The organism is Lysinibacillus sp. UBA5994 (assembly GCF_002429725.1).
Lineage (GTDB): Bacteria > Bacillota > Bacilli > Bacillales_A > Planococcaceae > Lysinibacillus > Lysinibacillus capsici.
This window is the reverse complement of the sequence record NZ_DJAU01000020.1, coordinates 17,380-42,794: the sequence shown is the minus strand read 5'-3', so window position 1 is coordinate 42,794 and position 25,415 is coordinate 17,380. Positions and strand designations below refer to the sequence as shown.

The 25,415-nt window shown below is 37.2% G+C and carries 24 protein-coding genes; 14 read left to right on the top strand and 10 right to left on the bottom strand.

What is annotated here, in order from left to right:
• Window positions 1-58: 58 nt before the first annotated feature.
• The 4 genes from B3D98_RS05820 to B3D98_RS05805 form a co-directional block, all read right to left on the bottom strand.
• Entirely contained in the window at window positions 59-1,027 is a 969-nt protein-coding gene (locus tag B3D98_RS05820; protein WP_048392210.1) for a 4-hydroxy-3-methylbut-2-enyl diphosphate reductase, read from the bottom strand.
• A 77-nt stretch (window positions 1,028-1,104) separates the two neighbouring features.
• Complete coding sequence (vrrA, locus tag B3D98_RS05815; protein ID WP_004227219.1) at window positions 1,105-1,599, bottom strand: VrrA/YqfQ family protein; 495 nt, start codon at window positions 1,597-1,599, stop codon at window positions 1,105-1,107.
• Between the two features lie 161 nt (window positions 1,600-1,760).
• On the bottom strand, window positions 1,761-2,468 hold the full coding sequence (locus tag B3D98_RS05810) for a response regulator transcription factor (protein WP_288581634.1): 708 nt from the start codon (window positions 2,466-2,468) through the stop codon (window positions 1,761-1,763).
• Entirely contained in the window at window positions 2,461-5,166 is a 2,706-nt protein-coding gene (locus tag B3D98_RS05805) for a DUF4118 domain-containing protein (RefSeq protein ID WP_054550104.1), read from the bottom strand. Before B3D98_RS05805 ends, B3D98_RS05810 begins: the two co-directional genes overlap by 8 nt.
• Window positions 5,167-5,539: 373 nt before the next feature.
• Here B3D98_RS05805 and kdpA point away from each other — a divergent pair, with 373 nt between their 5' ends.
• The 3 genes from kdpA to kdpC are packed head-to-tail and all read left to right on the top strand — an operon-like array spanning window position 5,540 to window position 9,969.
• Window positions 5,540-7,234, top strand: a complete 1,695-nt coding sequence (gene kdpA, locus B3D98_RS05800; RefSeq protein ID WP_054550105.1) for a potassium-transporting ATPase subunit KdpA — start codon at window positions 5,540-5,542, stop codon at window positions 7,232-7,234.
• A gap of 15 nt (window positions 7,235-7,249) precedes the next feature.
• Window positions 7,250-9,313, top strand: a complete 2,064-nt coding sequence (gene kdpB / locus B3D98_RS05795) for a potassium-transporting ATPase subunit KdpB (protein WP_288581631.1) — start codon at window positions 7,250-7,252, stop codon at window positions 9,311-9,313.
• Between the two features lie 11 nt (window positions 9,314-9,324).
• Window positions 9,325-9,969: a potassium-transporting ATPase subunit KdpC gene (kdpC, locus tag B3D98_RS05790; RefSeq protein ID WP_048392214.1), complete on the top strand. Its 645-nt coding sequence runs from the start codon at window positions 9,325-9,327 to the stop codon at window positions 9,967-9,969.
• Window positions 9,970-10,019: 50 nt separating this feature from the next.
• Here kdpC and B3D98_RS05785 read toward each other — a convergent pair whose 3' ends face one another.
• Window positions 10,020-11,075, bottom strand: a complete 1,056-nt coding sequence (locus tag B3D98_RS05785) for a 2,3-butanediol dehydrogenase (protein ID WP_048392215.1) — start codon at window positions 11,073-11,075, stop codon at window positions 10,020-10,022.
• 293 nt (window positions 11,076-11,368) lie between these two features.
• Here B3D98_RS05785 and B3D98_RS05780 point away from each other — a divergent pair, with 293 nt between their 5' ends.
• Both B3D98_RS05780 and B3D98_RS05775 read left to right on the top strand, forming a co-directional pair.
• The gene (locus B3D98_RS05780) at window positions 11,369-12,670 is read left to right on the top strand and encodes a DEAD/DEAH box helicase (protein WP_048392216.1); all 1,302 of its coding nucleotides are present in this window, start codon (window positions 11,369-11,371) and stop codon (window positions 12,668-12,670) included.
• A 12-nt stretch (window positions 12,671-12,682) separates the two neighbouring features.
• On the top strand, window positions 12,683-13,576 hold the full coding sequence (locus B3D98_RS05775) for a deoxyribonuclease IV (RefSeq protein ID WP_048392217.1): 894 nt from the start codon (window positions 12,683-12,685) through the stop codon (window positions 13,574-13,576).
• Between the two features lie 44 nt (window positions 13,577-13,620).
• Here B3D98_RS05775 and B3D98_RS05770 read toward each other — a convergent pair whose 3' ends face one another.
• Window positions 13,621-13,857, bottom strand: coding sequence for a Nif11 family protein (locus tag B3D98_RS05770; protein WP_004227236.1), 237 nt, complete (start codon window positions 13,855-13,857; stop codon window positions 13,621-13,623).
• Between the two features lie 165 nt (window positions 13,858-14,022).
• On the opposite strand from B3D98_RS05770, the gene B3D98_RS05765 reads away from it, so the two are divergent.
• Genes B3D98_RS05765 through B3D98_RS05755 form a run of 3 tightly spaced genes read left to right on the top strand, consistent with a single transcriptional unit; the run spans window position 14,023 to window position 16,071 of the window.
• Window positions 14,023-14,769 carry a metal ABC transporter ATP-binding protein gene (locus tag B3D98_RS05765; RefSeq protein WP_048392218.1) on the top strand — a complete coding sequence of 249 codons (747 nt, stop codon included), beginning with the start codon at window positions 14,023-14,025 and terminating at the stop codon, window positions 14,767-14,769.
• A gap of 13 nt (window positions 14,770-14,782) precedes the next feature.
• Window positions 14,783-15,646, top strand: coding sequence for a metal ABC transporter permease (locus B3D98_RS05760; protein ID WP_048392219.1), 864 nt, complete (start codon window positions 14,783-14,785; stop codon window positions 15,644-15,646).
• Entirely contained in the window at window positions 15,643-16,071 is a 429-nt protein-coding gene (locus B3D98_RS05755; protein ID WP_048392220.1) for a Fur family transcriptional regulator, read from the top strand. The genes B3D98_RS05760 and B3D98_RS05755 overlap by 4 nt, the downstream gene beginning before the upstream one ends.
• Window positions 16,072-16,135: 64 nt before the next feature.
• Here B3D98_RS05755 and B3D98_RS05750 read toward each other — a convergent pair whose 3' ends face one another.
• Together B3D98_RS05750 and serC are read right to left on the bottom strand one after the other, a co-directional pair.
• The gene (locus tag B3D98_RS05750) at window positions 16,136-16,519 is read right to left on the bottom strand and encodes a hypothetical protein (protein WP_048392221.1); all 384 of its coding nucleotides are present in this window, start codon (window positions 16,517-16,519) and stop codon (window positions 16,136-16,138) included.
• 279 nt (window positions 16,520-16,798) lie between these two features.
• Window positions 16,799-17,887 carry a 3-phosphoserine/phosphohydroxythreonine transaminase gene (gene serC / locus B3D98_RS05745; RefSeq protein WP_288581612.1) on the bottom strand — a complete coding sequence of 363 codons (1,089 nt, stop codon included), beginning with the start codon at window positions 17,885-17,887 and terminating at the stop codon, window positions 16,799-16,801.
• 395 nt (window positions 17,888-18,282) lie between these two features.
• On the opposite strand from serC, the gene B3D98_RS05740 reads away from it, so the two are divergent.
• The gene (locus B3D98_RS05740) at window positions 18,283-18,819 is read left to right on the top strand and encodes a hydrolase (RefSeq protein ID WP_054548538.1); all 537 of its coding nucleotides are present in this window, start codon (window positions 18,283-18,285) and stop codon (window positions 18,817-18,819) included.
• Window positions 18,820-19,123: 304 nt separating this feature from the next.
• Complete coding sequence (locus B3D98_RS05735) at window positions 19,124-19,543, top strand: hypothetical protein (RefSeq protein ID WP_288581609.1); 420 nt, start codon at window positions 19,124-19,126, stop codon at window positions 19,541-19,543.
• Window positions 19,544-19,575: 32 nt separating this feature from the next.
• Here the strand turns inward: B3D98_RS05735 and B3D98_RS05730 are convergent, their stop codons facing one another.
• Both B3D98_RS05730 and B3D98_RS05725 read right to left on the bottom strand, forming a co-directional pair.
• Window positions 19,576-20,085, bottom strand: coding sequence for a PCYCGC motif-containing (lipo)protein (locus B3D98_RS05730; RefSeq protein WP_048392228.1), 510 nt, complete (start codon window positions 20,083-20,085; stop codon window positions 19,576-19,578).
• A gap of 79 nt (window positions 20,086-20,164) precedes the next feature.
• Window positions 20,165-22,459, bottom strand: coding sequence for a YhgE/Pip domain-containing protein (locus B3D98_RS05725; protein ID WP_288581606.1), 2,295 nt, complete (start codon window positions 22,457-22,459; stop codon window positions 20,165-20,167).
• A gap of 195 nt (window positions 22,460-22,654) precedes the next feature.
• Here B3D98_RS05725 and B3D98_RS05720 point away from each other — a divergent pair, with 195 nt between their 5' ends.
• From B3D98_RS05720 to B3D98_RS05705, 4 genes are all read left to right on the top strand, one after another.
• Entirely contained in the window at window positions 22,655-23,134 is a 480-nt protein-coding gene (locus B3D98_RS05720) for a thioredoxin family protein (RefSeq protein WP_288581604.1), read from the top strand.
• A 100-nt stretch (window positions 23,135-23,234) separates the two neighbouring features.
• On the top strand, window positions 23,235-23,936 hold the full coding sequence (locus B3D98_RS05715) for a tetratricopeptide repeat protein (RefSeq protein WP_288581602.1): 702 nt from the start codon (window positions 23,235-23,237) through the stop codon (window positions 23,934-23,936).
• A gap of 137 nt (window positions 23,937-24,073) precedes the next feature.
• On the top strand, window positions 24,074-24,631 hold the full coding sequence (locus tag B3D98_RS05710) for a hypothetical protein (RefSeq protein WP_066036433.1): 558 nt from the start codon (window positions 24,074-24,076) through the stop codon (window positions 24,629-24,631).
• A 37-nt stretch (window positions 24,632-24,668) separates the two neighbouring features.
• Window positions 24,669-25,322 (top strand): alpha/beta hydrolase, encoded by a 654-nt coding sequence (locus tag B3D98_RS05705; RefSeq protein WP_112118233.1) that lies wholly within the window; start codon window positions 24,669-24,671, stop codon window positions 25,320-25,322.
• The last annotated feature ends 93 nt before the right edge of the window (window positions 25,323-25,415 follow it).

Below are 25,415 nucleotides of genomic sequence, written 5' to 3'. Positions count from 1 at the left end.
TTTGTCTACAGTCTGAATCCTGATTGTCATAATAACAATCAGGATTTTTTGCGATTAACTAATAAGGCATGATTTTATCAACAGGTGTTGGTGTCTTAATCTTTGGCAGAATTTTATCTAGTGTTACTGTACGCTTAATCTCGTGTGTAGATGGATCATTTTCATCAAATTGATCAAGGAAGTTAATAACCTCTTTTACAATTGGTGTTGGCGTAGAAGCACCTGCTGTTACAGCAACGATGTTGATACCTTTTAACCATTCTACTTTTAGCTCTGAAACATCTGCAATTCGATAGGATGGTGTTCCTGCAATTTCTACAGAAACTTGTGTTAAGCGGTTCGAGTTATTGGATTTAGGATCACCTACAACAATAAGTAAATCCGCTTCACCTGCTTGCTGTGCAACAGCCTCTTGACGTACTTGTGTAGCTAAACAGATCTCTTTGTGTACCTCAATATGTGGGAATTTTTCTTTTAAACTATCCATTAAATGGGCGACATCCCATTGGCTCATTGTCGTTTGATTTGTGACAAGTAATTTATCATTCGTTAATTGTAAAGCATCAATATCGTTAGAAGACTGTACTAAGTGGACATGATCCGGGGCAACGCCAATAGCACCCTCTGGTTCGGGATGTCCTTTTTTACCAATATAAATAATGTCATAGCCTTCTGCTGATTTTTCACGAATTAAATCGTGGGTAACTGTTACATCAGGACATGTAGCATCAATGGACACTAAGCCTTTTCGCTTCGCAATCTCACGAATTTCCGGTGAAACACCATGTGCTGTAAAAATGACAGTACCTGTTTCAACTTGTTCAATAATTTCTAGGCGGTTATCACCATCTAACGTGATGATCCCATCCTCTTCAAACGCATCTGTGACGTGTTTATTATGCACAATCATCCCTAAGATGTAGATAGGTCTTGGTAATGTTTTATCAAGTGCGGCGTTACGAGCGATCACCATCGCATCCACAACACCGTAGCAATAGCCACGTGGATTAATTTTTAATACTTGCATGGTGGTTGTGACTCCTTTCAAGCTTTACCTATCTACATTATAACGGACAGTGACAGTGAATACAAAGAAACGTTCATTTACATTGGTGGCTGGAAAATACGTGGTTTAGATGGAAGTGGCTCGGGAGGCGTAAATGATGCACTTTGCCTAGATGACCGTCTACTTCCAGCAGCCTTACTATCGCTTCCTGCTGCTTCTGTTGCTCCACCGCCAGCGGAAGGAAGTCCTTGGAATCCTTTATACAATTTTAAAAGTGATGGAATATTTTTCACCATCGGCATAGCTTGTTGGATATAAGGGGTATAGGTTTTGGCTGTATTAAATAAACTGTTGGCTTGCTGTAAAAATGAACCGACTTTCGAAGCTTCTTGCACAGGTGGCATCGGCATTTGCCCTCCAAATGAACCTATTCCATTAGCCATTGGAAAGCCGCCTGGAATTCGTGGTTGAACAGGGAAGCCTCCAGGCGGGAAAAAGGACTGTGGCGACATCTGTGGAGGTGTTTGCATGGGCATGGGCATTCTCATGCCACCCGGATACATTGGGTATGGATAAGGTGGTCGAAATACCATAATGATCTCCTTTCTACTTGTTTTTCATTGATGACATACCTGACTATAGCTATGATATGCAAAGGCTAATAGGAGGGTTCAATAAAGCTACATAAAAGCAAAATGTAATATGGAATTTGTAAAGTAGAAGTCCAAATACAGCTAGACCTTAGGCTCCATATTCATTCATCCTCTTCATGATAGCGAAGCATTCGGTAGCCTACCCGTACATGTGTCTGAATAAGTTTGGGCTGTGCTGGATTAACTTCTATTTTTTTTCGAAGTGTAGCCATAAATACTCGTAAACTTGGAACATCTGATTGAAGAGCGTTTTGCCAGATTTCCTTTAAAATATAATTATGTGTTAGAACTTTCCCAACATTTTTGGATAAAACAATTAAAAGCTTATATTCAATCGGCGTCACATGTATTTCTTTTCCATTTACAAATACTGTATGATCAACATAATTAATTTGAAGATAACCATTTGTGAAAATGGGATTCTCTTTTTCAAGTGGTTGTTCATAGGCCATTCTTCTTAAGGCAACCCGAATTCTTGCTAATAATTCTTCCACACTAAATGGCTTTGTTACATAATCATCTGCACCTACATCCAAAGCATTAATTTTATCATGTTCTTCTCCACGAGCACTTACGACAATAATTGGTGTTTGATTCCAACTTCTAATTTTTGTGATTAGTTCTACGCCATCTATGTCTGGTAGACCTAAATCTAAAATAAAAACGTCAGGTTTTATGGTAAGAGCCTTTTGAAGGGCACTATTACCATCACGTGCAATGTCGAATTCATAATGGTTTGTCGCTAATGTCATTTTAATTAAATTGGCAATTGCTACATCGTCCTCAACTACTAGAATTCTTTTACTCATCAAATTTCATTACTCCTTTTTTCAGCGAAAAGTTAAAAATCGTTCCTTGTGGTTTATTATCTGAAACGTTTATGCTACTACCATGTAATTTTAAAATTGTTTGACAGAGTGCTAAGCCTAAACCAAGACCACGTCTACTATCACTGCGTTGTACTTTTCCAGTTGTAAATGGTTCAAACAAGCTACTTTTTAAAGCGTCATCGATTCCAGGCCCATTATCAGAAATACTAAAACTTACGAATCCATCTGATTCTTTCACTATGATCGTAATGGCACTACCTGGTGGGGTGTAAGTCAATGCATTATCGATAATATTAATGAAAACTTGTATGATGAGTCGAGCATCCATTAAAGCAAATAAAAACTCAGGTTTAATTTCATAAGATATTTTATGTGTATTGTTTTGACGAATAACATGGGAAAGTGCCTCTTGAATAATATCTTCTACTAGTTCAATTTGCATTTCTAACGCAAATTGCCCATCCTCTAACTTAGATACAGCTAGTAAATTTTCAACCATTTGTACAAGCCATTTTGAATTTTTATAAATATCTTCATACAATTTATTTTTTTCAATCTCTGGTATTAGTGGTGCATTGTTGAGTAAGATATCTGCATTTCCAGAGATAGCAGTGAGTGGTGTCCTAAGGTCATGAGAGATTGCACGTAAAAGGTTAGCTCGCATCTGTTCCATTTCAGCTTCTCGCGCTACTTCCTCATTAAGTTTCTGTAAATACCATTTATCCAAAGCGAATGAAAAATCATTAATAATGGCGTGCAAAATATTGCGCTCAAATGCAGGCAATGGGGAGACTTTAGATAGGGCAATACCTATAACACCCTTCACATCTCCATTAGAAATAACAGGTATATAATAAGCGTTCACTTCAGGAAAGATGTCTGTAGATACACCTGCTACATGCCTATTATTTGTAACCCAACTAACAACACCACATTCATTTGGATTATCGAAAAGTACAGCTATTTTTTGATTTTCACTACTAGACATTGTTTCAGTACGAAAGAAAGATGATTTCTCAATTACCTGGTTATTTATTTCGAAAAATTGTACAGGCTTTTCTACTAATTTAACAATTTGAGACATGCCTTCAACTATTATTTCTTCAATAGACTTAGCATGTTGAAGCCTACGATTTGTTTCAAGGAGCACCTCCATTCGATAAGATTTACGAATGGCTATAATGGTTTGCTCCTTTATCTTTTTTGTTAAGCTACTCGTAATTACGCCAGAGATAAACATGATAAAAAATGTCATTGGATAGTCACGATGATAAGCATCAAATGAAAATCGAGGCTCTGTAAAAAAGTAATTAAAAAGTAAGACAGCAATAATGGAGTTAATAATACTCATCATCGATCCAGTTGACCAAATAGCAAGGATGAGGACCCCTAAAATGTAAATTGTAATGATGTTTGACTCGCTTATACCTATTGAATATAGATACAAGCCGACAATTGATATGAAGCAAAATACGATAAACATTTTGAACAAATCAAGCCATTCAAATGATAATTTATTACTTATAATAGGAAAATAAAATGGTTCATTTTCTTGATCTGGTACTATGTGTAGGGCTAAGTTCGGAACAAATTCATTCAGGCGGTCACTTATTTTTGTGCTTGGTCGCCACCATTTTTTCCTCATACTTGTTCGTCCGATAACAAGTTTCGTGACCCCACTAATTTGAGCATAATTAGCAAGGGCTGCTGCTACGTCGTCTTCTTGAACGATGACGACATGGCCGCCAAGCTGTTCCACAAGTTTAATGTGTTGTTGTAATCGTTCTGAATTTGCACTACTTCCTTCTTGCTCCTGCAGGTTTTGTACATAAAGAGCAGTAAATTTACCGTGTAATGCTTGTGCAAGTCTTGCAGTGGTTCTAATAACTTTTGCATTTGTAGGAGAACTACTGATACCAACTAGTAGGTGTTCTTCAATTTGTACAGGGTGTTTGACAGATTCATGGTTGTTTATTTGTTTATAGTTGATTGTATCCGCTGCTCTACGTAATGCAATTTCTCGTAATGATACTAAATTTTGTTTGCGGAAAAAAGAATGCAGTGCTTTTTCCGCTTGTTGTTTTGCATAAACTTTACCTTCTTGTAGGCGTTGTATTAGTTCATCTGGTTCAATGTCTACAACTTTTATTTGAGATGCTTGATCAATTAAGTAATCAGGGATACGCTCTCGTACTTTAATGTCAGTAATTTCTTCTACTAAGTCATGAAGGCTTTCAATATGTTGAATATTTACAGTTGTATAAACATGAATCCCCTTTGACAGTAGTTCTTCAACATCTCCAAAACGCTTCTTGTGCCGCATTGTTGGAACATTGGAATGTGCCAATTCATCGATAAGAACAATTTCTGGCTTGCGCTGCAATACGGCATCAATATCTAATTCATAAAAAGCTTTTCCTCTATAGGTTATTTTTTTCGTCGGAATTTGCTCTAGCCCTTCTAGTAAAGCTAACGTATCTGGACGAGGATGTTGTTCTACATAGCCAACCACCACATCTTTACCTAATTTTTGAGCTTGATGTGCTGCATCTAACATTGCGTAAGTTTTACCTACTCCAGCAGCATAACCGAGAAAGATTTTTAAATTCCCTAAAATTTGTTGCTCCTGTTGAAGTCTTGCTAAAAACATCTCAGGAGTTGGACGTGTATTTTCCATCCTCGTTCACCTCATTTGTATTATAGCGTTAACTCCCATTAAGAAAGTATAAAGATTTTGCCTCTTTATGCTTTCTTAATAGAAAAGTAGATTTCCTAACACTACATTAATTTGAAAGTCAGTATGATGAGAACAACCTAAATGAAGGAGGGGTATTTTATTGATGGACTTTTATATGGTTGTATTGTTACTGATAAGCTTCGGAAGTCTTTTGTCATTAACTACATGGTGCTTCAAACTAGTGGATGAGCAATAAGGAGGAGATAGGAATGTGGATTTTTATCGGGATTGTACTTGTATTCTTGTTTGGTTATCTAGGGCATGCATTACTTTGTCCTGAAAATTATTAAAGGCTGTTAGGAGGTAATGCACTATGTGGCAAATAGCCATAGTATTAATTATTTATTTACCGCTCGTTATCTTAACTGGGCATTATCTATATCGGGTAACATTACATCAAAAAACATGGCTTGATCCTATTTTAGACAAAGTTGATGCAGTAATTTATAAATTGTGTGGCATTAAACAAGTAGATATGAATGGTAAAGAATATGTACTTTCATTAATACTTACAAATGCAATTATGGTTTTTATTGGATATTTTTTGTTGCGCATTCAATCATTCCTGTTTTTAAATCCAAATAATATTAGCAATATGGAAGCTACACTTTCATTTAACACGATTATTTCTTTTATAACCAATACAAATCTTCAACATTATAGCGGTGAATCTGGACTCAGTTATTTATCACAGATGCTAGTCATTATCTTCATGATGTTTACATCTGCAGCTACTGGTTATGCAGCTTGTATGGCGTTTTGTCGTCGCCTTGTTGCGAAAACAGATACTATTGGGAATTTCTTTATTGATTTTGTTCGTGTTATTACGCGTATTTTAATGCCTATCTCCATCATTGTTGCCATTATTTTAGTATCTCAAGGGACACCACAAACCTTAAGTGCAAATAAAACAGTACAAACGATCGAAGGAAAATTACAAGATATTGCACTTGGACCTGTTGCTTCTCTAGAATCGATTAAGCATATAGGTACGAATGGTGGGGGCTTTAACGGAGCCAATTCAACAACACCTTTTGAAAATCCAACCGTTCTCTCAAATATAGTGGAGATGTTATCGATGATGCTATTGCCGGGCGCTTGTGTAGTTGCCTTTAGTTTGATGATTGCTTATAGAAAAAAGAAAACTATTTTTGGAAAACAAGGTTTAGCTATTTTTGCAGCAATGAGTATATTGTTTCTACTCGGATTAGTGACTGTGTACATAGCAGAGAAGGCTGGTAATCCAATTATAAGTGAACTCGGTATAACACAGGAGCTAGGGAGCATGGAAGGAAAAGAAATGCGTTTTGGAGTAGTACAATCAGCATTATTTACCACTGTCACTACTGCGTTTACAACAGGATCTGTTAACAATATGCACGATACATTGACGCCTCTTGGGGGTCTAGTACCGATGTTTAATATGATGCTAAATGTTGTGTTTGGTGGTAAAGGGGTCGGCCTGATGAACATGATGATGTATGTTCTACTAACAATTTTTATTGCCTGTTTAATGATTGGGCGATCTCCTCAGTTTTTAGGTAAAAAGATTGAAGAGAAAGAAATGAAATTAATTGCTCTATGCATTTTGATTCATCCGGCTATTATTTTGCTATTTTCAGCACTAGCAGTTGTAACACCAACAGGAATAGCAGGCATAACGAATCCAGGTGCTCACGGATTATCACAGGTTTTATATGAATTTGCTTCAGCCTCTGCCAACAACGGCTCAGGGTTCGAAGGGTTAGCAGATAATTCCACATTTTGGAACGTGACAACAGGACTTGCAATGTTCTTTGGACGATATTTAACCATTATCATTCAACTTGCGATTGCGTCACTACTTGCCAAAAAATTTTGGCACAGTGATTCAATAGGAACATTAAAAACGGATAATACTACTTTTACTTTTTTACTAGTGGCTATCGTTTTAATGATTGGTGCATTAACATTTTTACCAGCTTTAGCACTTGGTCCAATTACAGAGCATTTACAACTTTATTCTTAATGGAGGAGTGAGCATATGGAAACAGTAAGAAAGAGTTTTTTGACAAGTAAGATGCTGAAAAATGCAATGATAGACGCTTTAAAAAAGTTTAGTCCCACTTATATGCTAAAAAATCCTGTTATGTTTGTTGTAGAAGTAGGATTTTTGTTTGTGGTGCTATTAGTTCTTTTTCCAAATATGTTTGGGAGTGTAGTAGAAGAACATGCTCGATTATACAATGGAATAGTTGCTATCCTACTTTTTGTTACAATTCTATTTGCTAATTTTGCAGAGTCAATTGCAGAAGGAAGAGGTAAAGCACAAGTTCAAACTTTAAAAAAAACAAAGACAGTGACACAGGCTCGTGTGTTGCTTCATGATGGTACGGAAATCCTTAAACAGGCCAATGACCTTAAAAAAGGAGATATTGTATTAGTTCAAGCTGGAGAGGTAATTCCAAATGATGGGGAAGTCATTGATGGCATTGCTACTGTGGATGAATCGGCAATAACAGGTGAATCTGCCCCTGTTGTAAAAGAACGAGGTGGCGATTTTTCATCCGTTACGGGTGGTACGACGGTTACGAGTGATTGGTTGATGATTGAAATTACTTCATTGCCTGGCGAATCATTTCTGGATAAAATGATTACGCTAATTGAAGGGGCTAGCCGTAAGAAAACACCAAATGAAATAGCCCTTAATACACTTCTAGTAAGTTTAACAATTATCTTTCTGTTAGTGGTAGTGTCCCTCTATCCAATGACTATGTATTTGAATGTGCCAATTTCTATCGCAACATTAATAGCACTTACAGTTTGTTTAATTCCTACAACGATTGGTGGATTATTATCCGCAATTGGTATTGCAGGTATGGATAGGGTAACACAATTTAACGTCATCGCAATGTCTGGGAGAGCGGTGGAAGCCTGTGGAGATGTGGATACATTAATCTTAGATAAGACTGGCACGATAACATATGGCAATCGAATGGCAGCTGAGTTTCTACCAGTAAAAGGAATTGCCAGGGAAGAGTTAATGCAAGCTGCATGGCTTAGTTCTCTAACAGATGATACACCTGAGGGAAAATCTATCTTATCGCTTGCTTGCGAATTAGGGGTGAATACGGACGGTGAAAAAAGCATTATCCAGACAAGTAAACATATTCCCTTCACTGCACAAACACGAATGAGTGGCTTGGATAGGGTGGATGGCACAAAAATTCGAAAAGGTGCCTATGATACGATAAAAAGAGAGAGTTTGAAGGCAGGGTACAGTATTCCTTCAAATCTAGAGTTGCTGGTTCAACAAGTATCTACAGTAGGGGGGACGCCTCTGGTCGTAGCACTGAATGATAAAATTTTAGGCGTTATTTATCTAAAGGATATTGTCAAGGCTGGACTAAAGGAACGTTTTGAACAGCTTCGTGAAATGGGGATTAAAACCATTATGTGTACAGGAGATAATCCACTTACAGCAGCAGCCATTGCAAAGGAAGCTGGAGTAGATAGCTTTATCGCAGAAAGCAAACCTGAGGATAAGATTCAAGTCATTAAGGATGAACAGGCACAAGGGAAGGTAGTAGCAATGACTGGTGATGGTACAAATGATGCACCAGCGTTAGCGCAGGCCAATGTTGGTCTTGCAATGAATTCAGGTACAAATGCAGCAAAAGAAGCAGCTAATATGGTTGATTTAGATTCAAATCCAACTAAAATTATTGAAATTGTAGAGTTAGGGAAGCAGCTTCTGATGACACGTGGCGCTTTAACAACATTTAGTATCGCTAACGATATAGCAAAATATTTTGCCATCATACCTGCTATGTTGATGGTGGCTGTACCTGAGATGAGCGCATTAAACATAATGAAACTTAATTCTTCAACAAGTGCGATTATTTCTGCCTTAATTTTTAATGCAGTCATTATTCCCTTGTTAATTCCAATTGCAATAAAGGGAGTAACGTATAAACCAATGAGTGCTACAAAACTTTTGAATAAAAATTTATTAGTCTATGGTATAGGTGGTATTATAGCTCCTTTTATTGGGATTAAGTTAATTGACATACTAGTTGGTCCACTATGCCGTAGTTTTGGGCTATAGGAGGAAGGTACATGCGAAAACTATTTATGAACTTAAAGCAAGCAATTCTTATTACAATAACAATGTTTATACTGTGTGGGCTAATCTACCCTTTTGCGGTGACTGCTTTAGCTCAAGGATTACTCCATCATCAAGCAAATGGTAGTTTACTAGAAATCAATGGTAAAGCTGTTGGTTCAGAACTGATCGGTCAATCCTTTTCAGCACCATCATATTTCTGGGGACGTGTTTCAGCCATTCATTATAATGTTTATACTGAGGATGATACGGTACCAGACAAAAATGGTCAGTTAAATTATAGTGGTGTGACTTCTGGAACTTTTAACTATGCACCATCTAATCCAGAATTGAAGAAGCGAATTGAAGCAGATATCAAGAAGTTTCTACATGCAAACCCAACAGTAAAACGCCAAGATATACCTGCAGATTTAATGACAGCTTCTGGCTCAGGGCTGGATCCACATATTAGTGTGAAGGCTGCAAACATTCAAGTGAAGCGCATTGCCCTAGCAAGCGGTCTTTCAGAAGAAGAGATTGAAAAAATCATTGAAGAAAATACGGAGAAACGAACACTAGGAATCTTTGGAGAAAATAAAGTGAACGTTCTAATGGCGAATTTAACTATCATGAAAAAAATGGATAATAGACAAGAATAATAACTATAAAATCAGGTAGAGAAATGCTTTATTCTCTACCTGATCGTATTTTATGCTTGAGAATTTACAAGAATTTTAATATGATTACGTTCCTTCATTAATGCCTCAAAGCCTTCTGTTACCACTTCATCAAGAGCAATTCGTTTCGTAACAAGCTTGTCTGCAGGGAAGTAACCTTGGGTCATCAGCTCCATTACGGCTGGGAAAATATCGCGGTAGGCAATAATTCCTTTGACTGTTCGCTCTGATAGAACGATATTGTTCGGTTGGATAGCAGCTGTAGACTCCCAAATCGACACGATGATTGTTTCACCTTCAAAAGTTGTTGAGTCAATAGCTTGTTGTAATACCACAGGAACGCCCGTTACTTCAAAGGCAACATCTACACCACCATTTGTTAATTCATGTAGACGCGCAACGGCATCTTCCTCTTTAGGATTAATGACGGCTGTTGCACCAAGTTCTAAAGCTTTTGCGGCACGCTCTGCTGAAAGCTCTACAGCATAGATTTCTGATGCGCCCGCTGCACGTAATGCTTCAATGACAAGTAGCCCGATTGGTCCTGTTCCAAAGACGGCAGCTTTGTCACCGGCTTTTAATTTACTTTGACGCACAGCATGTAAAGCGACTGCTGCTGGTTCAACAAGTGCTCCTTGCTCATAAGAAAGCCCTTCTGGCATTTTGTGAACCATTTTTTCATCTACCATTGTATATTCGGAGAATCCACCGCCACCGCCTGAAAGACCGTGAAAACCTAAATGTTTACAAATATTATATTTACCTTTTTTACAGGCAGCACATTCGCCACATGCAAGGATTGGTTCTACTACTACAGGATCACCGATTTTAACAGATGTAACACCATCGCCAATTTCAACTACTTCACCTGAAAATTCATGTCCCATTACAATAGGTGCTATGTCTTTACTTACATAGTGAGGTTGCTCCACTGGAATAAAGATTGGCCCAGCTGCGTATTCATGTAAATCACTGCCACAAATCCCTGTCCAATGTACTTTGATTTTTACTTTTCCAGGTGCGATGACTGGTTCTTCAATGTTTTCTACACGGATGTCTTTTGCTTTATACCATCTTGCTGCTTTCATAATCTACCAACCTCCCATAATATCTTACAGCTCTATCATAACATGTGGGGAATCTGCTAATCATTAGTTCCCTATAAATTGACATAAAAATTACATATTACAAGCGTTTTCGAACATTGTTACAGCGCTTTTATGATTGCATATTCTGCGTATTTCAAGTACCTTTGATAAGGGCTTTGTTACGGTGATAATAAAACATTAAAAATATGTTTATGCTAGTAAGAAATAGGACGTAAATATACCTTAAAGTTCGAATCATGGTACAATGAAAAAGATGTTAGGAGGAACGAATGATGTCAAAATATACTGATTATAATTTTCAGCCATTTTTGCAGGACGCCATTGCAAATCTTGGCTTTACAGAACCGACACCAATTCAAAAAGAAATTATTCCGCTTTTATTAAAAGGGAAAAGTGCTATTGGACAGGCACATACAGGAACAGGGAAAACACATAGTTTTTTAATTCCAATTGTTCAACGTATTGATGTAGAAAAACAGGAAGTACAGGCCGTTATTACTTCTCCTACACGAGAGTTAGCACAGCAAATTTTTGATGCATTAAATCAATTAATAGAAGGAACAGCTATTCAAGCAAAACTATTTATTGGGGGTACGGACAAACAACGCTCCATTGATAAATTAAAAACACAGCCACAAATTGTTGTTGGAACACCAGGACGTATTCGTGACCTTGTTTCAGCACAAGCGTTATTTGTGCATACAGCACCAATTTTAGTTGTCGATGAAGCGGATCTAGCTTTTGATATGGGCTTCATTGAAGAGATTGATGGATTTGCTTCACAGATGCCCGAAAAGCTTGAAATGTATGTTTTCTCTGCAACAATACCAGAAAAACTTCAGCCGTTTTTAAAGAAATACATGGAAGCACCAGTGCATGTCCATATGAATGATAAACGACCAGTGGCAGAAGGTATCGATTTTGTACTTGTACCAGTGCGCTCAAAATCTCGTAATAAACGTTTATTAGAAGTCATTGAGGGCATTAATCCCTTTTTAGCTGTTATCTTTACCAACACACGTAAGACAGCAGAACACGTTGCTGGCTATTTAAATGAGCATGGTATCCGTTGTGGCCAAATTCACGGTGATTTAAGTCCACGTGATCGTAAAAAAATGATGAAGCAAATCCGTGATCTTGACTACCAATACATTGTAGCAACTGACTTAGCTGCTCGTGGTATTGATATCCAAGGCATTTCTCATGTTATTAACTACGAGATTCCAGAAGACTTAGAATTCTTTATTCACCGCGTTGGTCGAACAGCGCGTGCAGGCAATAAAGGGACAGCCATTACTTTATTTGAGCCATCAGATGAGGATGCAGTAGTTCGCGTAGAAAAAATGGGCATTCCTTTTGTACAAAAAGATGTAAAAGATGGCGAATGGTCAGAGTTAAAAGAGCGTCATGCCCGTAAAAATCGTGTGAAGCAAGAGAATGAAATTGATGTGAAAGCAAAAGCGTTGGTACGTAAGCCTAAAAAGGTAAAACCTGGCTATAAACGTAATATGAAGTGGGAAATGGAAAAAATTAAAAAACGTGAACGTCGCTTAAAGGCACGCGGTAAAAAATAAGGGGGCTTTTACATGTTACTTGGCTCACATGTTTCGATGAGCGGGAAAGAAATGCTACTTGGCTCTAGTAAAGAGGCACTGTCATACGGAGCCAATACATTTATGATTTATACTGGAGCACCGCAAAATACACGTCGCAAAGCCATTGCTGACTTAAACATTATGAATGGACTCCTGCATATGAAAGAGCATGGGATGACCAATATTGTTGTACATGCACCTTACATTATTAATATTGGCAATACGGAAAAACCAGAAACATTCCGTCTCGGTGTAGATTTTCTACAATCGGAAATTGAACGTACTGCTGCACTGGAGGCAACGCAAATTGTTTTACACCCTGGTGCCCATGTAGGAGCTGGTGCTGATGCTGGTATTGCTAAAATTATTGAAGGTTTAAATGAGGTATTATCTCAGGACTATCCCGTTCAAATTGCATTAGAAACCATGGCAGGGAAGGGGACGGAATGTGGACGTTCCTTTGAAGAACTTGCTAAAATTATTGATGGTGTAACGAATAACGAGCGACTTTCTATATGCTTTGATACCTGTCATACACATGATGCTGGCTATAATATCGTGGAAGATTTTGATGGTGTATTAAACGAATTTGATAAAATTATAGGCGTGGAACGCATTAAAGTATTGCATATCAATGACTCCAAAAATGTGCGCGGTGCAGGTAAGGATCGTCACGAAAATATTGGCTTTGGTCATATTGGCTTTGATGCCCTTAACTATGTAGTACACCATCCACAATTAATGGATGTTCCTAAAATTTTAGAAACACCCTTTGTCCCTCTCAAGAGTGACGCTAAATCTAAGGTAGCTCCGTATAAAGTGGAAATCGATATGTTACGAAGTGGTACTTTTAAACCTGAGCATATTGAAGCTTTAAAAGGCTAACAGAAATAACCCGAAATCAGGCTAGTTCTGATTTCGGGCTTTTTTTATTTTGTAAACAAGGCGATGAGTTGACGAGAGCGCTTTCTTCCTAAAACGGCCTCCACTTCAACAAGAATATCTTTAGGAATCCCTAAAAATAGCCAAGAAAATGAGAATTGCTCCAAATAAGGTCGAAGTTTTTTTACTTCAGAAGTCGTAATGCTAAAGCCTTCTTCACGAGCAATCGCGACAATTTCCTTATCCGTGCTTTGTGCTAATTGCTGTAAAAATTGAATACTCAAAGTCAATCCTCCTTTATCTCATTAATTTTCACGAAATCATTTATACACTTGCAATCAGCTATTCGAAAAAGCATCCATCTTCTTTTCTTTACAAAAACTGCACTTTCCTTTATACTTACAATTTGTAAATCGTAATGATTTTGAATTAGAAAGAAGCGATCATGCATGAAAACAACACTTATTGACATTGAAAATGTGTCATTTCAATATGACTATACGCAAGTTTTAAAAAACATTTCTTTTCGTGTAGAAGAGGGAGATTTTTTAGCACTTCTCGGCCCAAATGGTTCGGGAAAATCAACATTATTAAAAATTATTTTAGGTTTGCTGAAACCTTTATCCGGAGAAATAAAATTATTTGGTGAACCAAGTGCAAATTTTAAGCACCGTGAATGGATTGGCTATGTCTCGCAAAAATCCAATGCCTTTAATTCTGGCTTCCCGGCAACCGTGCAAGAGGTCGTGAAAAGTGGATTAACGAAAAAATTAGGGCTTTTTAAAAGACCTGGCCGAGATGCCAAAGACAAAGTTCAAGAAGCTTTAAAGGCAGTTGGCATGGATGCTTATATGAATCGCAACATTGGAGAACTATCTGGTGGACAACAACAACGTGTTTTTATTGCAAGAGCTTTAGTCAGTAATCCCAAATTGCTCATTTTAGATGAGCCAACTGTCGGCATTGATCATGAGAATGTGCAGTCATTTTATGATATGCTGGCGAAATTAAATCGGGAACAAGGAATTACGATGATTCTTGTCACACACGATGTCGATACGGTATCGAATCGTATCAGCCATGTGGCATGTTTGAATCAAACTATTCACTTCCACGGCTATAAAAATGAATTTGATAATATTTCTCAGGATGCGCTAGACGCTTGGTATGGCCATTCCGTGAGAAAGATTCATTAGAAGGAGCAGGCATATGATTGAAGCAATTTTACATTATGAATTTTTACAAAATGCCTTTTTCTCTGGATTATTAATTGGCATACTTGCGCCCCTGCTGGGTGTGTTTATTGTTGTACGTAGGCTATCCTTGATTGCGGATGCTTTGTCGCATGTAACACTTGCAGGAATTGCTGGGAGCTTATACATTAGTCAATCAGTGACAGCCTTAGCAATGCTCAATCCTATTTATCTAGGAATACTAGCCTCTGTGAGTGGCTCTGTCTTGATTGAGCGTTTAAGACGTTTGTATAAGCACTATGAGGAGCTTGCCATTCCAATTATCATGTCAGGTGGTATTGGGATTAGCGCCATCTTTATTTCACTTGCCAGTGGTTTTAGCACAGATTTAATGAGTTATTTATTCGGCTCGGTTTCTGCTGTATCTCGTCAAGACTTATGGGTAGTGATTGGCATTGCTGCCATTGTGATTATCTTTTTGTTTTTATTTTTTAAAGAATTATTTGTTTTGTCTTTTGATGAGGAATATGCAAAAGCTAGTGGACTTCCGGCTCGTTGGGTTCATCTTTTATTTATGATTGTAACAGCACTTGTCATTGCGGCAAGTATGCGCATAGTTGGTATTTTACTTGTATCATCTCTGATGACATTGCCTGTTGCAGCAGCAATGCGCTTGGCAAAGGGCTTTAAACAAACCATCATTTTTGCCATTGTTTTTGGAGAAACAGCTGTACTAATTGGTCTAATTAGCGCATTTTATATGGATTTAGCGCCAGGAGGCACGATTGTTGTCACTTCTATTCTGATTTTGTTACTTGTAATCCTAGGGAAGAAAGTAGCACTTAAAATGGCTGCAAAGCAGGGGGAGGTAGCGCAATGAATATTTCAAGAGCGTGGGAAATATTAAAGGAAAATGGCTATAAAAAAACAGATAAACGGGAGTTAATATTAGATATGTTTGCAGCAACAGATAAATATCTAACAGCCCGTGATTTATTGGATGTTTTAAAAAAAGATTTTCCGGGAATGAGTTTTGATACTATTTATCGTAACCTTGCTACTTTTGTGAAACTTGGGATATTAGAAGAAACAGAGCTATCCGGGGAACGTAATTTCCGTATGCACTGTGAATCTGCGCATCATCACCATCATTTTATCTGTATGGACTGTGGCAACGTCAAAGAGCTTAATCTTTGTCCAATGGAAATGTTAGGTGAAAAATTGCCTGATTATGAAATTGAAAATCATAAGTTTGAAATATATGGTAAATGTCCTGATTGTAAGCATGACACTCTGTCACATTAAATGTTGACAGAGTTTTTTTCTATGTAAGAAGAGGGTGCCAATAGAAGGCTACCCTCTAAAAGGATTAAGCTACTGCCACTCGACGAATCGCAACAATTTTATTGCAATCTACGATTAAAGGAGAAGCAGCTGCTGCACCTGGCTCAAGGAAGTATGCACAGCAATTTCTTGGATCGAAGGAAATGAAAGTCACACCTAAGAAGCTAATACCTCCAGATAAGAAGATATCTAGTGTAGTAGCTAGCTCTAATTTTCTTAATTGGTGACAAATACAGCCTCTACAGTTGCTGCTCATTCTTGGTGTACATTTTTCTTCTTTTTTACAATGACATTTTTCCTCTTTTTGGCAATGACATTTTTCAACTTTACGTTGACAGCATTTTTCCTCTTTTTTAGGACATTTACAGCCTTGCCAGTTCATATGTGACATATATCTTTTATCTTCCATTGTCTAGACCTCCCTTCCTCTAGTTTCGTAAGGGTAACCCTTACAGTAATAATCTATGTTTGGTGCATAGCTAGAGGCTGGCGATATGTCCGATAGGCTGCTTAAAAATCTATATTTTTCTCAAAAACTTTTGCAATGTGTAAAGCCCTAAGCTGAGATATTGCTATAAACATCTAATCAAGCTAATGGTATGGGGATAGATTTCTTATTTCCTTCTACAAGCGCGAAAAAAAGATGAATCTTTACATTTCTGTAAAGATTCATCTTTTAAATAGAAGTTTATTGATGTTTTTGTTGGAAATCTACCATGAAATCTCTTAAAGCTTCACATGCCTCAAGGGGCACTGCATTATAAGTGGAAGCACGACAACCACCTACAGAACGATGTCCATTTAGCCCAACAAAACCTGCTGCCTTTGCCTCTACAAGGAATAATTTTTCCAGCTCCTCATCTGCAACACGGAATGTAATGTTCATTAAAGAACGGCTTTCTGGTGTGGCATGGCCTTTGTAGAAACCATTACTATTGTCAATGGCATCATAAATGACTTTTGCCTTTAATTCATTGTGTTTCTCAATTTCTGCTACGCCGCCTTTAGCTTCAACCCATTTTAACACCTCGCCTAGCATATAGATCCCAAATGTTGGAGGTGTATTATAAAGTGAATTACTATCAGCATGTGTTGTATACTTTAGCATCGTCGGAATATTTTTATTGGCTTTTTCAAGTAAATCTTTGCGAATAATTACGACCGTTACACCTGAAGGACCAAGGTTTTTTTGAGCACCAGCATAGATGATTCCGAACTTTTCAATATCAACTGGTTTTGATAGGATGTCACTTGACATATCTGCCACTAATGGAACATTTTCTGTATCAGGGTAGTTTTTCCATTGCGTACCATAGATCGTATTATTGGATGTGATGTGAACATATGCATCATCTTCATTGAATTGAATATCTTCTAAAGCAGGAATATTGCGGTATTGGTTTTCTTTTGTGCTTGCAGCTTCAACAGGTGTCCCAAATAATTTAGCTTCCTTAAAAGCTTTCTCAGACCATGAGCCTGATAATACATAGCTAGCTTTTTGCTCAGTTGTTAAGAAGTTCATAGGCACCATTGTAAACTGAAGGCTTGCTCCACCCTGTAAGAATAGTACCTCATAGTTTTCAGGAATAGCATAAAGTTTTTTTAATAAAGTAATGGCTTCGTTATGTACTTCATCAAAAATGGCACTACGGTGACTCATTTCCATAATGGACATACCTGAATCACGGAAGTTTACTAATTGCTGTTGAGCATTTTCTAATACTTCTTGTGGTAGAGCAGATGGACCTGCGTTGAAATTGTATGCACGTTGTGTCAAAGTGGTACACTCCTTGTTTGGTTAATAACAGAACTTTACTGGATTATAACCTAATTTTCAAGAGAAAAAATAAAATTCTTAATATTTGAGCAGAATGGAGACAGACTCGCAACAAAATGTACACATTTAAGCAGGTATTTTTCATTAAAAACGAACAAAAAGAAAGTTTTTTTTGAAATTAAGTGATATTTTCCGTATATTAAATATTTTTTATTGCCATAAAAACGATAATGTTCGTGTTTTTATTTACAGGTATTTCCTTATTGGGAGTGTGAAACCTACAGGCTAAAGCAAAACCATTAAAATCGATTGTTAGAGAAAACTCCTTATTACTTTACGAGAGATAAGCAGGTTTTTGTATAGTATTATAAAGAAAAGAAAAAGAGGTGTTCAGGATGTTTACAGTAGAGAAAGCTTGTTTAGTAGTTGTAGATGTGCAAGGAAAGTTAGCAACAATTGTTGATGACAGTGAAATGGTAATTGAAAATGTGGCAAAGCTCGTACAAGCAATGCAGGCACTGGAAGTACCTATTTTATGGCTAGAACAAAATCCAAGTCGTTTAGGCGGAACGGCTCTTGAGATTGCTCAGCATTTAGAAGGGCAACCGATTCCTAAAATGGCCTTTAGTGCGTGCCAAGAAGAGGCATTTGTAGAGGCTATGAAGGAAAATGGACGTACTCAATTCATTGTGACAGGTATTGAAACACATATTTGTGTGTACCAATCGGCTAGACACCTGAAAGAACAAGGATTTGAAGTAGAGGTTGTTGTAGATGCAGTATCTTCTCGAACAAAGGCAAATAAAGAAATTGGGCTTACAAAGATGCATGCGCTGGGTATTTACCCAACTAGCACCGAAATGATCTTGTATGAGCTACTTCAACGTGCAGATCATGAACATTTTAAAACCATTTTGAAGCTTGTTAAATAACGCAAATTAAAATTGAAACAATTGGTATGTTTATTCCATTCATTGTAATAACAATTTTGCTTTCAAGAGAAATATATACAAAGAAATTGGGTTAGATTGAATAAATGTAGATGTCTAATGGGTCTATAGACCTTTATTGGGCATCTTTTTTATTTTAGGGCTAGATTATGTGTGACATTACTCATATAAAAACTTAGCCATTCCATTTGTTGTATACTATAATTAAAAATCGGGAATTCGTTATGGGTAAATAACTTTTAATTAGGATGATGATTATGAAAAAACAGTCATTTTTATGGGGGAAATGGAACAGCTAACATGGCTTGCCAAGCAATCCTCAAAAATCCCTCACACATCTGAGCAGCTTATCTCACAAGGCTTTTTACCTGAGGCAATAGGCCAATATGTGTTCATAACGAAAAATTTCTGGCAGCTTAAAGAGCCTTTATTATGGATTCATTCATTAGAAAATGCCTCTGTAAAAGGTAACTTTTATGCTCACTTGAAAGAGACGAATTCACAGACAGACGCTGCGATTGAAACAAAAGAAGGGCAATTTGTTGTAGCCATAAATCAAAATGCTGATAAGGAAGAAGGGAAAGTAGCTAAAAAAGGTGAAATATCCTATGTTTTAATTGCAGAATTTGTTGGGCTCATCCTTGTCATTGCAGTTATCCTGTATATCATCCTTCGTAAACGAAAGAAAAATCAACTGAAACAATAAAAGCAAAGTCGCACATTCGCGACTTTGCTTTTTTATGCAGGCATGTCCGTTGGTGTTGGTTTTGCATAGCCCTCTTTATACGTGTCATCAATGAACTGACGAATTTCTTTTAAGCTCTTGCCTTCCTTGTGCAGTTGTGCTGATTGGACAGCAATCTCTAAGCACACTAAACAACGCGTCCCATGATCATCCCAAACAATCGAACCATCCTCACGTTTTTCCTGAATAAAGCAATTTAAATTACTTTTATGGCCAGCAGATTCCCCACAGCCGCAATAGCATGGCATCCATTCGAGAATCTCTGTTGATTGTCCAGCGATTTGATAGACTAAGCGTATATTTTCTTGTTTGCCCTCTAAAAAGGTTGGTAGGACGTCAGCAGAAGCCGTTTCTTCTTGGATATCACCAGATGCCTCTGCATGGTCATGACCTTCATGTGAAGCGTCATTTGCTTTAGGAGAGGTTTCAGCACTGTTTTTATCTCCACAAGCACTTAATAACAGTAACGCCAATACAACAAAAATAGTAATCGATTTCTTCAAAAATAGCGCCTCCTACATGTTTACAATACTTCCATTATAACATCGTTTTCATAAACATTTACAGACGCCTCGTTGAAAATCAGTGAAATATATCTAATCCACGTGTTTTGTTCATGAAATGTTCCATTTTCTCGCTCAATAATTTTTTTAAGAAGAATCCGAACAGGATAAAAATGAACCAGAAACCAAATAGGAAGATGAGGTCCATCCAGACTGTTGACCAAATAATTCCGCCGACAGCTTCACGCATCATTTCAATCGCATACGTAAATGGTAAAAAGGGGTTGATTATTTGGAAGAACCTCGGCAATAACTCGACTGGATAGGTTCCACCAGAGCCTGCAATTTGTAACACAAGCATCACAATCGCTAATGCTTTTCCTACATTACCGAAGACGGATACGAGTGTATAGACAACCGTTACAAATACGAGACTAATAAAAAGTCCAAATAAGATAAAGTAGGCAGGTGCTTGAATGGAGCCGTCTACTAAGAAAATATCTCCAATGGTAATAATGAGAGTTTGAATAAACGAGAAAGTTGCAAATGTTAAGAGTCGACCAAAGTAAATTTCTCGAATACTATAAGATGTATCTCCATGGAGATTCACAGACAATAATGAAATTAACAGTAAACAGCCTACCCAAATAGATAGTACTGTGTAAAACGGTGTCATGGCTGTTCCATAGTTCGCAATAGGGAATACGCGATGTTCCTTTAATTTAATAGGCTCCTCAAAGAAATCACGTTCGGCGTTGACATCATTTTTTAGTAATTGCACAATCTCTGCTAGATCCGCTTCTTCTTCTAAAGTTCGTAGCTTATTCGCTAATTCTTTGATTTTAGCACTTAAAGTTGGAAATTCAGTTTGTATTTTTTGAATAGCTTGATTTGCTGTTCCTAGCGTGTTTTTGGCCTGTGTCAATTTATCTGTTGCCTGAGGTATGGATTGTTTTACATTTGTCAGCATGGTAGAAGCGTTAGTTAAAGTTTGCTTCGCACTGGTAAGGGTAGATCGAATTTGTGGCTCTAGACTTTCGTTATAATAGGATAAGAATTTTTGTAAATTAGCTGTAGCATTTTGTGCGATTTGCTGAATGGCTGTAATGTCTTGCTTGATAACATCTTTATCAATTGGCTTTAATTGATCCACTTTATTTAGTAAATCGTCATGTAGAGTCTGTAATTGTTGTAATGAGTTAAGCGCATTTGACGTAGAATCAATGAAGTTTGGTGGATGTTCCAAAGCTTCGCGAATGGCTGTAAGCTGTTCGATGATTGGTTGATTCGCTTCTGCATTACTTTCCTGTAAAGAACCAATAATGGTTGTTAAAGAGTCTTCTAATTGCTTACGAGTAGAAGCATCTGCCTGAATTAATTTTTGCAGTGCCTCAAGTGTTTGAATACTCTTGTTTATGTTGTCTTTAGAAGTTGACAATTGATTTTTAAGTGCCTCTTTCGTTTGCGTAATGGAGGCAGGGTCAAAATTTATACGATTGAGCTTATTGATGATCTCTGTAAAATGTTGGGCGATATTTTGAACAGTTGTGACATCCTTTTTGATGATAGGGGATAGTTCATTAAATAAAGCATCTGCTTCATTCACTAAATGTAAACCCCTTTGAATGGTAGTTAAACCATCTGTCGTTAGTTGTTCCACCTGTGGAACTTGTGTCAGCGCCTGATTAAGTAATTGATTTGCCTCCTTTCCTTGAGTAGAGGCTTGCGTTAAAAATGAATTAATATCAGGTAAATGCTGTTCGATAGTAAAAACATAATTTTCGAATTTGCGGAAATCAGGGATGTCACGTTCCATTTCAATTCCAATTGTATTAAAAATAGAAAAAAGTGTCCCATTGACGGTGGATACAAATTCATTCGAAACCTGCTGTGTAAGTACGCTCGCTCCTTTACTTGTAATTTTAGGGGCAATAGGATTCTTTTTTTCATTTACATAATAATCAATATGGGCCTTCGTTGGTTGGTCGGTTAAAATAGAGGTTAGTTTTTGCGAAAAATCATTTGGAATGATTATGACTGCAAAGTAATCACCATTTTTTAATTGTTCCTTAGCTTTTTTCTCTGTTTCGAGCTTCCAAGTAAAGCTTTTATTCGTACGTAAAGTCTCAATTACTTCATTCCCAACATTAATTGCTTCATCTCTTACCGTGGTTCCCGTATCTTCATTGACAATCGCGATTTTCATATTAGAGGTGTGAGCGTAAGGGTCCATGGAGGCATAAATATTTAGCCAGGCATAAAGAGATGGAAGAAAAATTAGTCCACCTATAATGACAGCTACGACCCAGTTTGTGACAATATTACGGATATCTTTTGTATAAATTTGAAAAACATGCTGGAACGAGTTTTTCATCATAATCACCCCACATTCAAATTTGCATGAACTCTCACTATGTATGTTCCCAAATATACTTGAAATTATGTTATAAATGTGAAATATCTTCATTTAAAGGCGAATTAGTTTACTAGGTTTTCAAAACAATTTATAATCAATCGCGAATGCACTAAAACTAGGGCTTTTAGTGTAAAAAAGGAGGTCACTACTTTAGTGAAAAAATTATTAATTATTGGTTCAGTGATTGTTGTTTTATTTGCAGCAATTATTGTCCTTACCAATGTCTCAAATCAAAGTAAGTTAGAAATCGCAAAAAAACTTTATGGCGATAAAGAGCTTAAACAAGAAACAATCGATCAAGTAGATGACAAAAACTATCAAAACATTATGTTGCCAGACAAGTTAGAGGAAAAAATAAAAGCTGGTGAGCCTGTCAATGCTTATTTCTTCAGCCCGATTTGTATACACTGTCAAGCTTTCACGCCAGTGTTAATGCCAATTGCAGAAGAGCTTGGTGTTGATATTGCTCAATTGAATGTCTATGAATACGATGATCTATGGGAAAAATATAATATTGAAGCAACACCAACATTCATTCGTTTCGAAGATGGTAAAGAAGTAAATCGCTTTGTAGGAGCTCTTAAAGAAGAAGATTTACGAACGTTCTTAAATACGGTTGTGTTAAATAAATAGAAAAGGAAGAGACTGTATCATAATTATTTAGATACGGTCTCTTTTGTTTTTGTAGTGTATACTAAAAATACTGAATAGTTGTACACTGGAGGAATTCTGAATGTCAATGGATGATTATTTTTATAATGGTGAACTGATGAAATGCTATGAATTAGCGAAGCAGGTGACAAACGAAGAGGACAAAGTATTGGCACAAAAATATATTCGATTATTAGAAGAATATGAATATGATCGTTATCCAAAGCCAACTGCTCATATCGAAGTACAGCATGTGGAACGAGCTGATGAAAGCTATCCAGAATCAGATCTAGTTGTAGAAATACGAGCAATAAAAGATGAAGAGGCATTTGCGAAGCGTATTCAGCAATTGGAGGAAGTCGCAAAAACTGGAACATCAGCTGACAAAGCGCAATCCTTTTTTACACAAGGAGAGCTGTTCTTATTCGCACATCATTACAATGAAAGTGTTCACTGTTTTCAGCAAGCAGTAAAGGAAAACCCAAATAAGGCTGTCTACTGGGGGATCACAGGGCAGACGATGCACCGCTTTGGCTGGATGCCATTTGATGCCCTCGGTTATTTGGAGCAAGCGATTCAGCTAGATCCAACAAATCCTCGATGGAAATGGAATAGAGCCCTCGTACTTATTCAATTGGCAAAAGATTTGCAAATGGCTCTATTTATAGCGAATGCTGCACTGACATTGGAGGATGCGCTAGCTTCTTGTGGTGAAGAGCAAAAATCGTTGAAAGCTGCTATTCAAAATACAATCGACAATATGGATAGCTATGTTTTCTCATAAGATAATTGGATGTCTCCAAAGTATATGGAGTCATCCTTTTTACTTAAAAATCAAGTGAGCGGGGTTCGTTGCCATATTTCACAATCATGGTATGATAAGAAAGAAAATGATTTGTAGATATAAAGGACTGATTTTTTATGGCACAAGAAGCGGCAAATAAGTTTATAGAAAACGTATGTAATCATTTAGTTCGCAATATGAATATTACAAAAGTGGAAGAGCATTTTAAAGAAACAATTACTATGCAGCGACAATCAGCCGCAACATCTATGGACTTTTGGGACATGTTGATGATTAATATGCTTTATTTTACTGAGAATGAACAGGCTTGGGAGCAGGAATTTCTAAATATGCTTCAAGCTAAGGAGTGGCTAAAGCCATCAGCTCTTGAAGAGGAATTATTAATGCATCAGATGCGAATTCGTCAACAAGTGGCAGAGCAATTGGATGCTGCAAAGAATTTATTCCATAAGCAATATGAGACAGAAGGCATGACAGAGGAAGCGATTATTTATGACTATGCCTATAGCTCTGCTGGGCATTCCATGCGTATGGATTTATTAACCGTGCTTGTATCCACGCCAGAGCAATCAAAAATACTCTTTGATGCAGATCCACAAGAAACGATACGAATTGTCAATGGCTATATTGCCTACCATACAGATGGATTAATTAATAAAACAAAATTACACTAATTTGTTACAAAGCTTCACGCGAAAGGAATTTAATTAAATGAATACACCATTTACTTTTAACCATACACAACCAACAAATATGGACCCTACGAAGAAATACCCTGCTATTTTTTTGCTTCATGGCATGGGCAGCCATGAAGATGATTTACCACAATTAGTGCAGGATTTTCAAGAGCAATGTCATATATTTAGCTTACGAGGGCCAATTACGCAACATCCCGGCTATGCTTTTTTTACCATTCAAGAGGTGGGGCAACCGGATCGTGCAATCTTCGATAAAGTGTTGATTGCATTGCAACGATTTATATTAGAGGCCATCGAAGAATATCAAATCGATCCTCATAAAGTATTTGTTTTAGGCTTTAGCCAAGGTGCGGTTTTAGCACAATCACTTGCCTTTGTGATGGGGAATTTAGTGACGGGTATTGTTGCATTAAGTGGCTATACGCCAAAGTTTGTGACGGAGGAATACGCTATTCGTTCTGTAGAACATTTACATGCTTTTATTTCGCACGGTGATTATGATTATGTAATACCTTCTCAATGGGGAATGGAAAGCAAGGAGATCTTTGAACAATTTGGTGCCAAAGTGACATTTAAACAATACCCAGATGGACATGGTGTAACACCTGATAATCTACGTGATCTAGTAGCATTTTTAGCGCAGCAACTACAGGAAGAAATTCAATAAAAGGAAATCCGAGGCAAAAATTTGTCTCGGTTTTTTTGGCTATCGTAATTCAAATTATTTTTCTCCAATAGTGTTTGGAAGAATCGAGGCAAG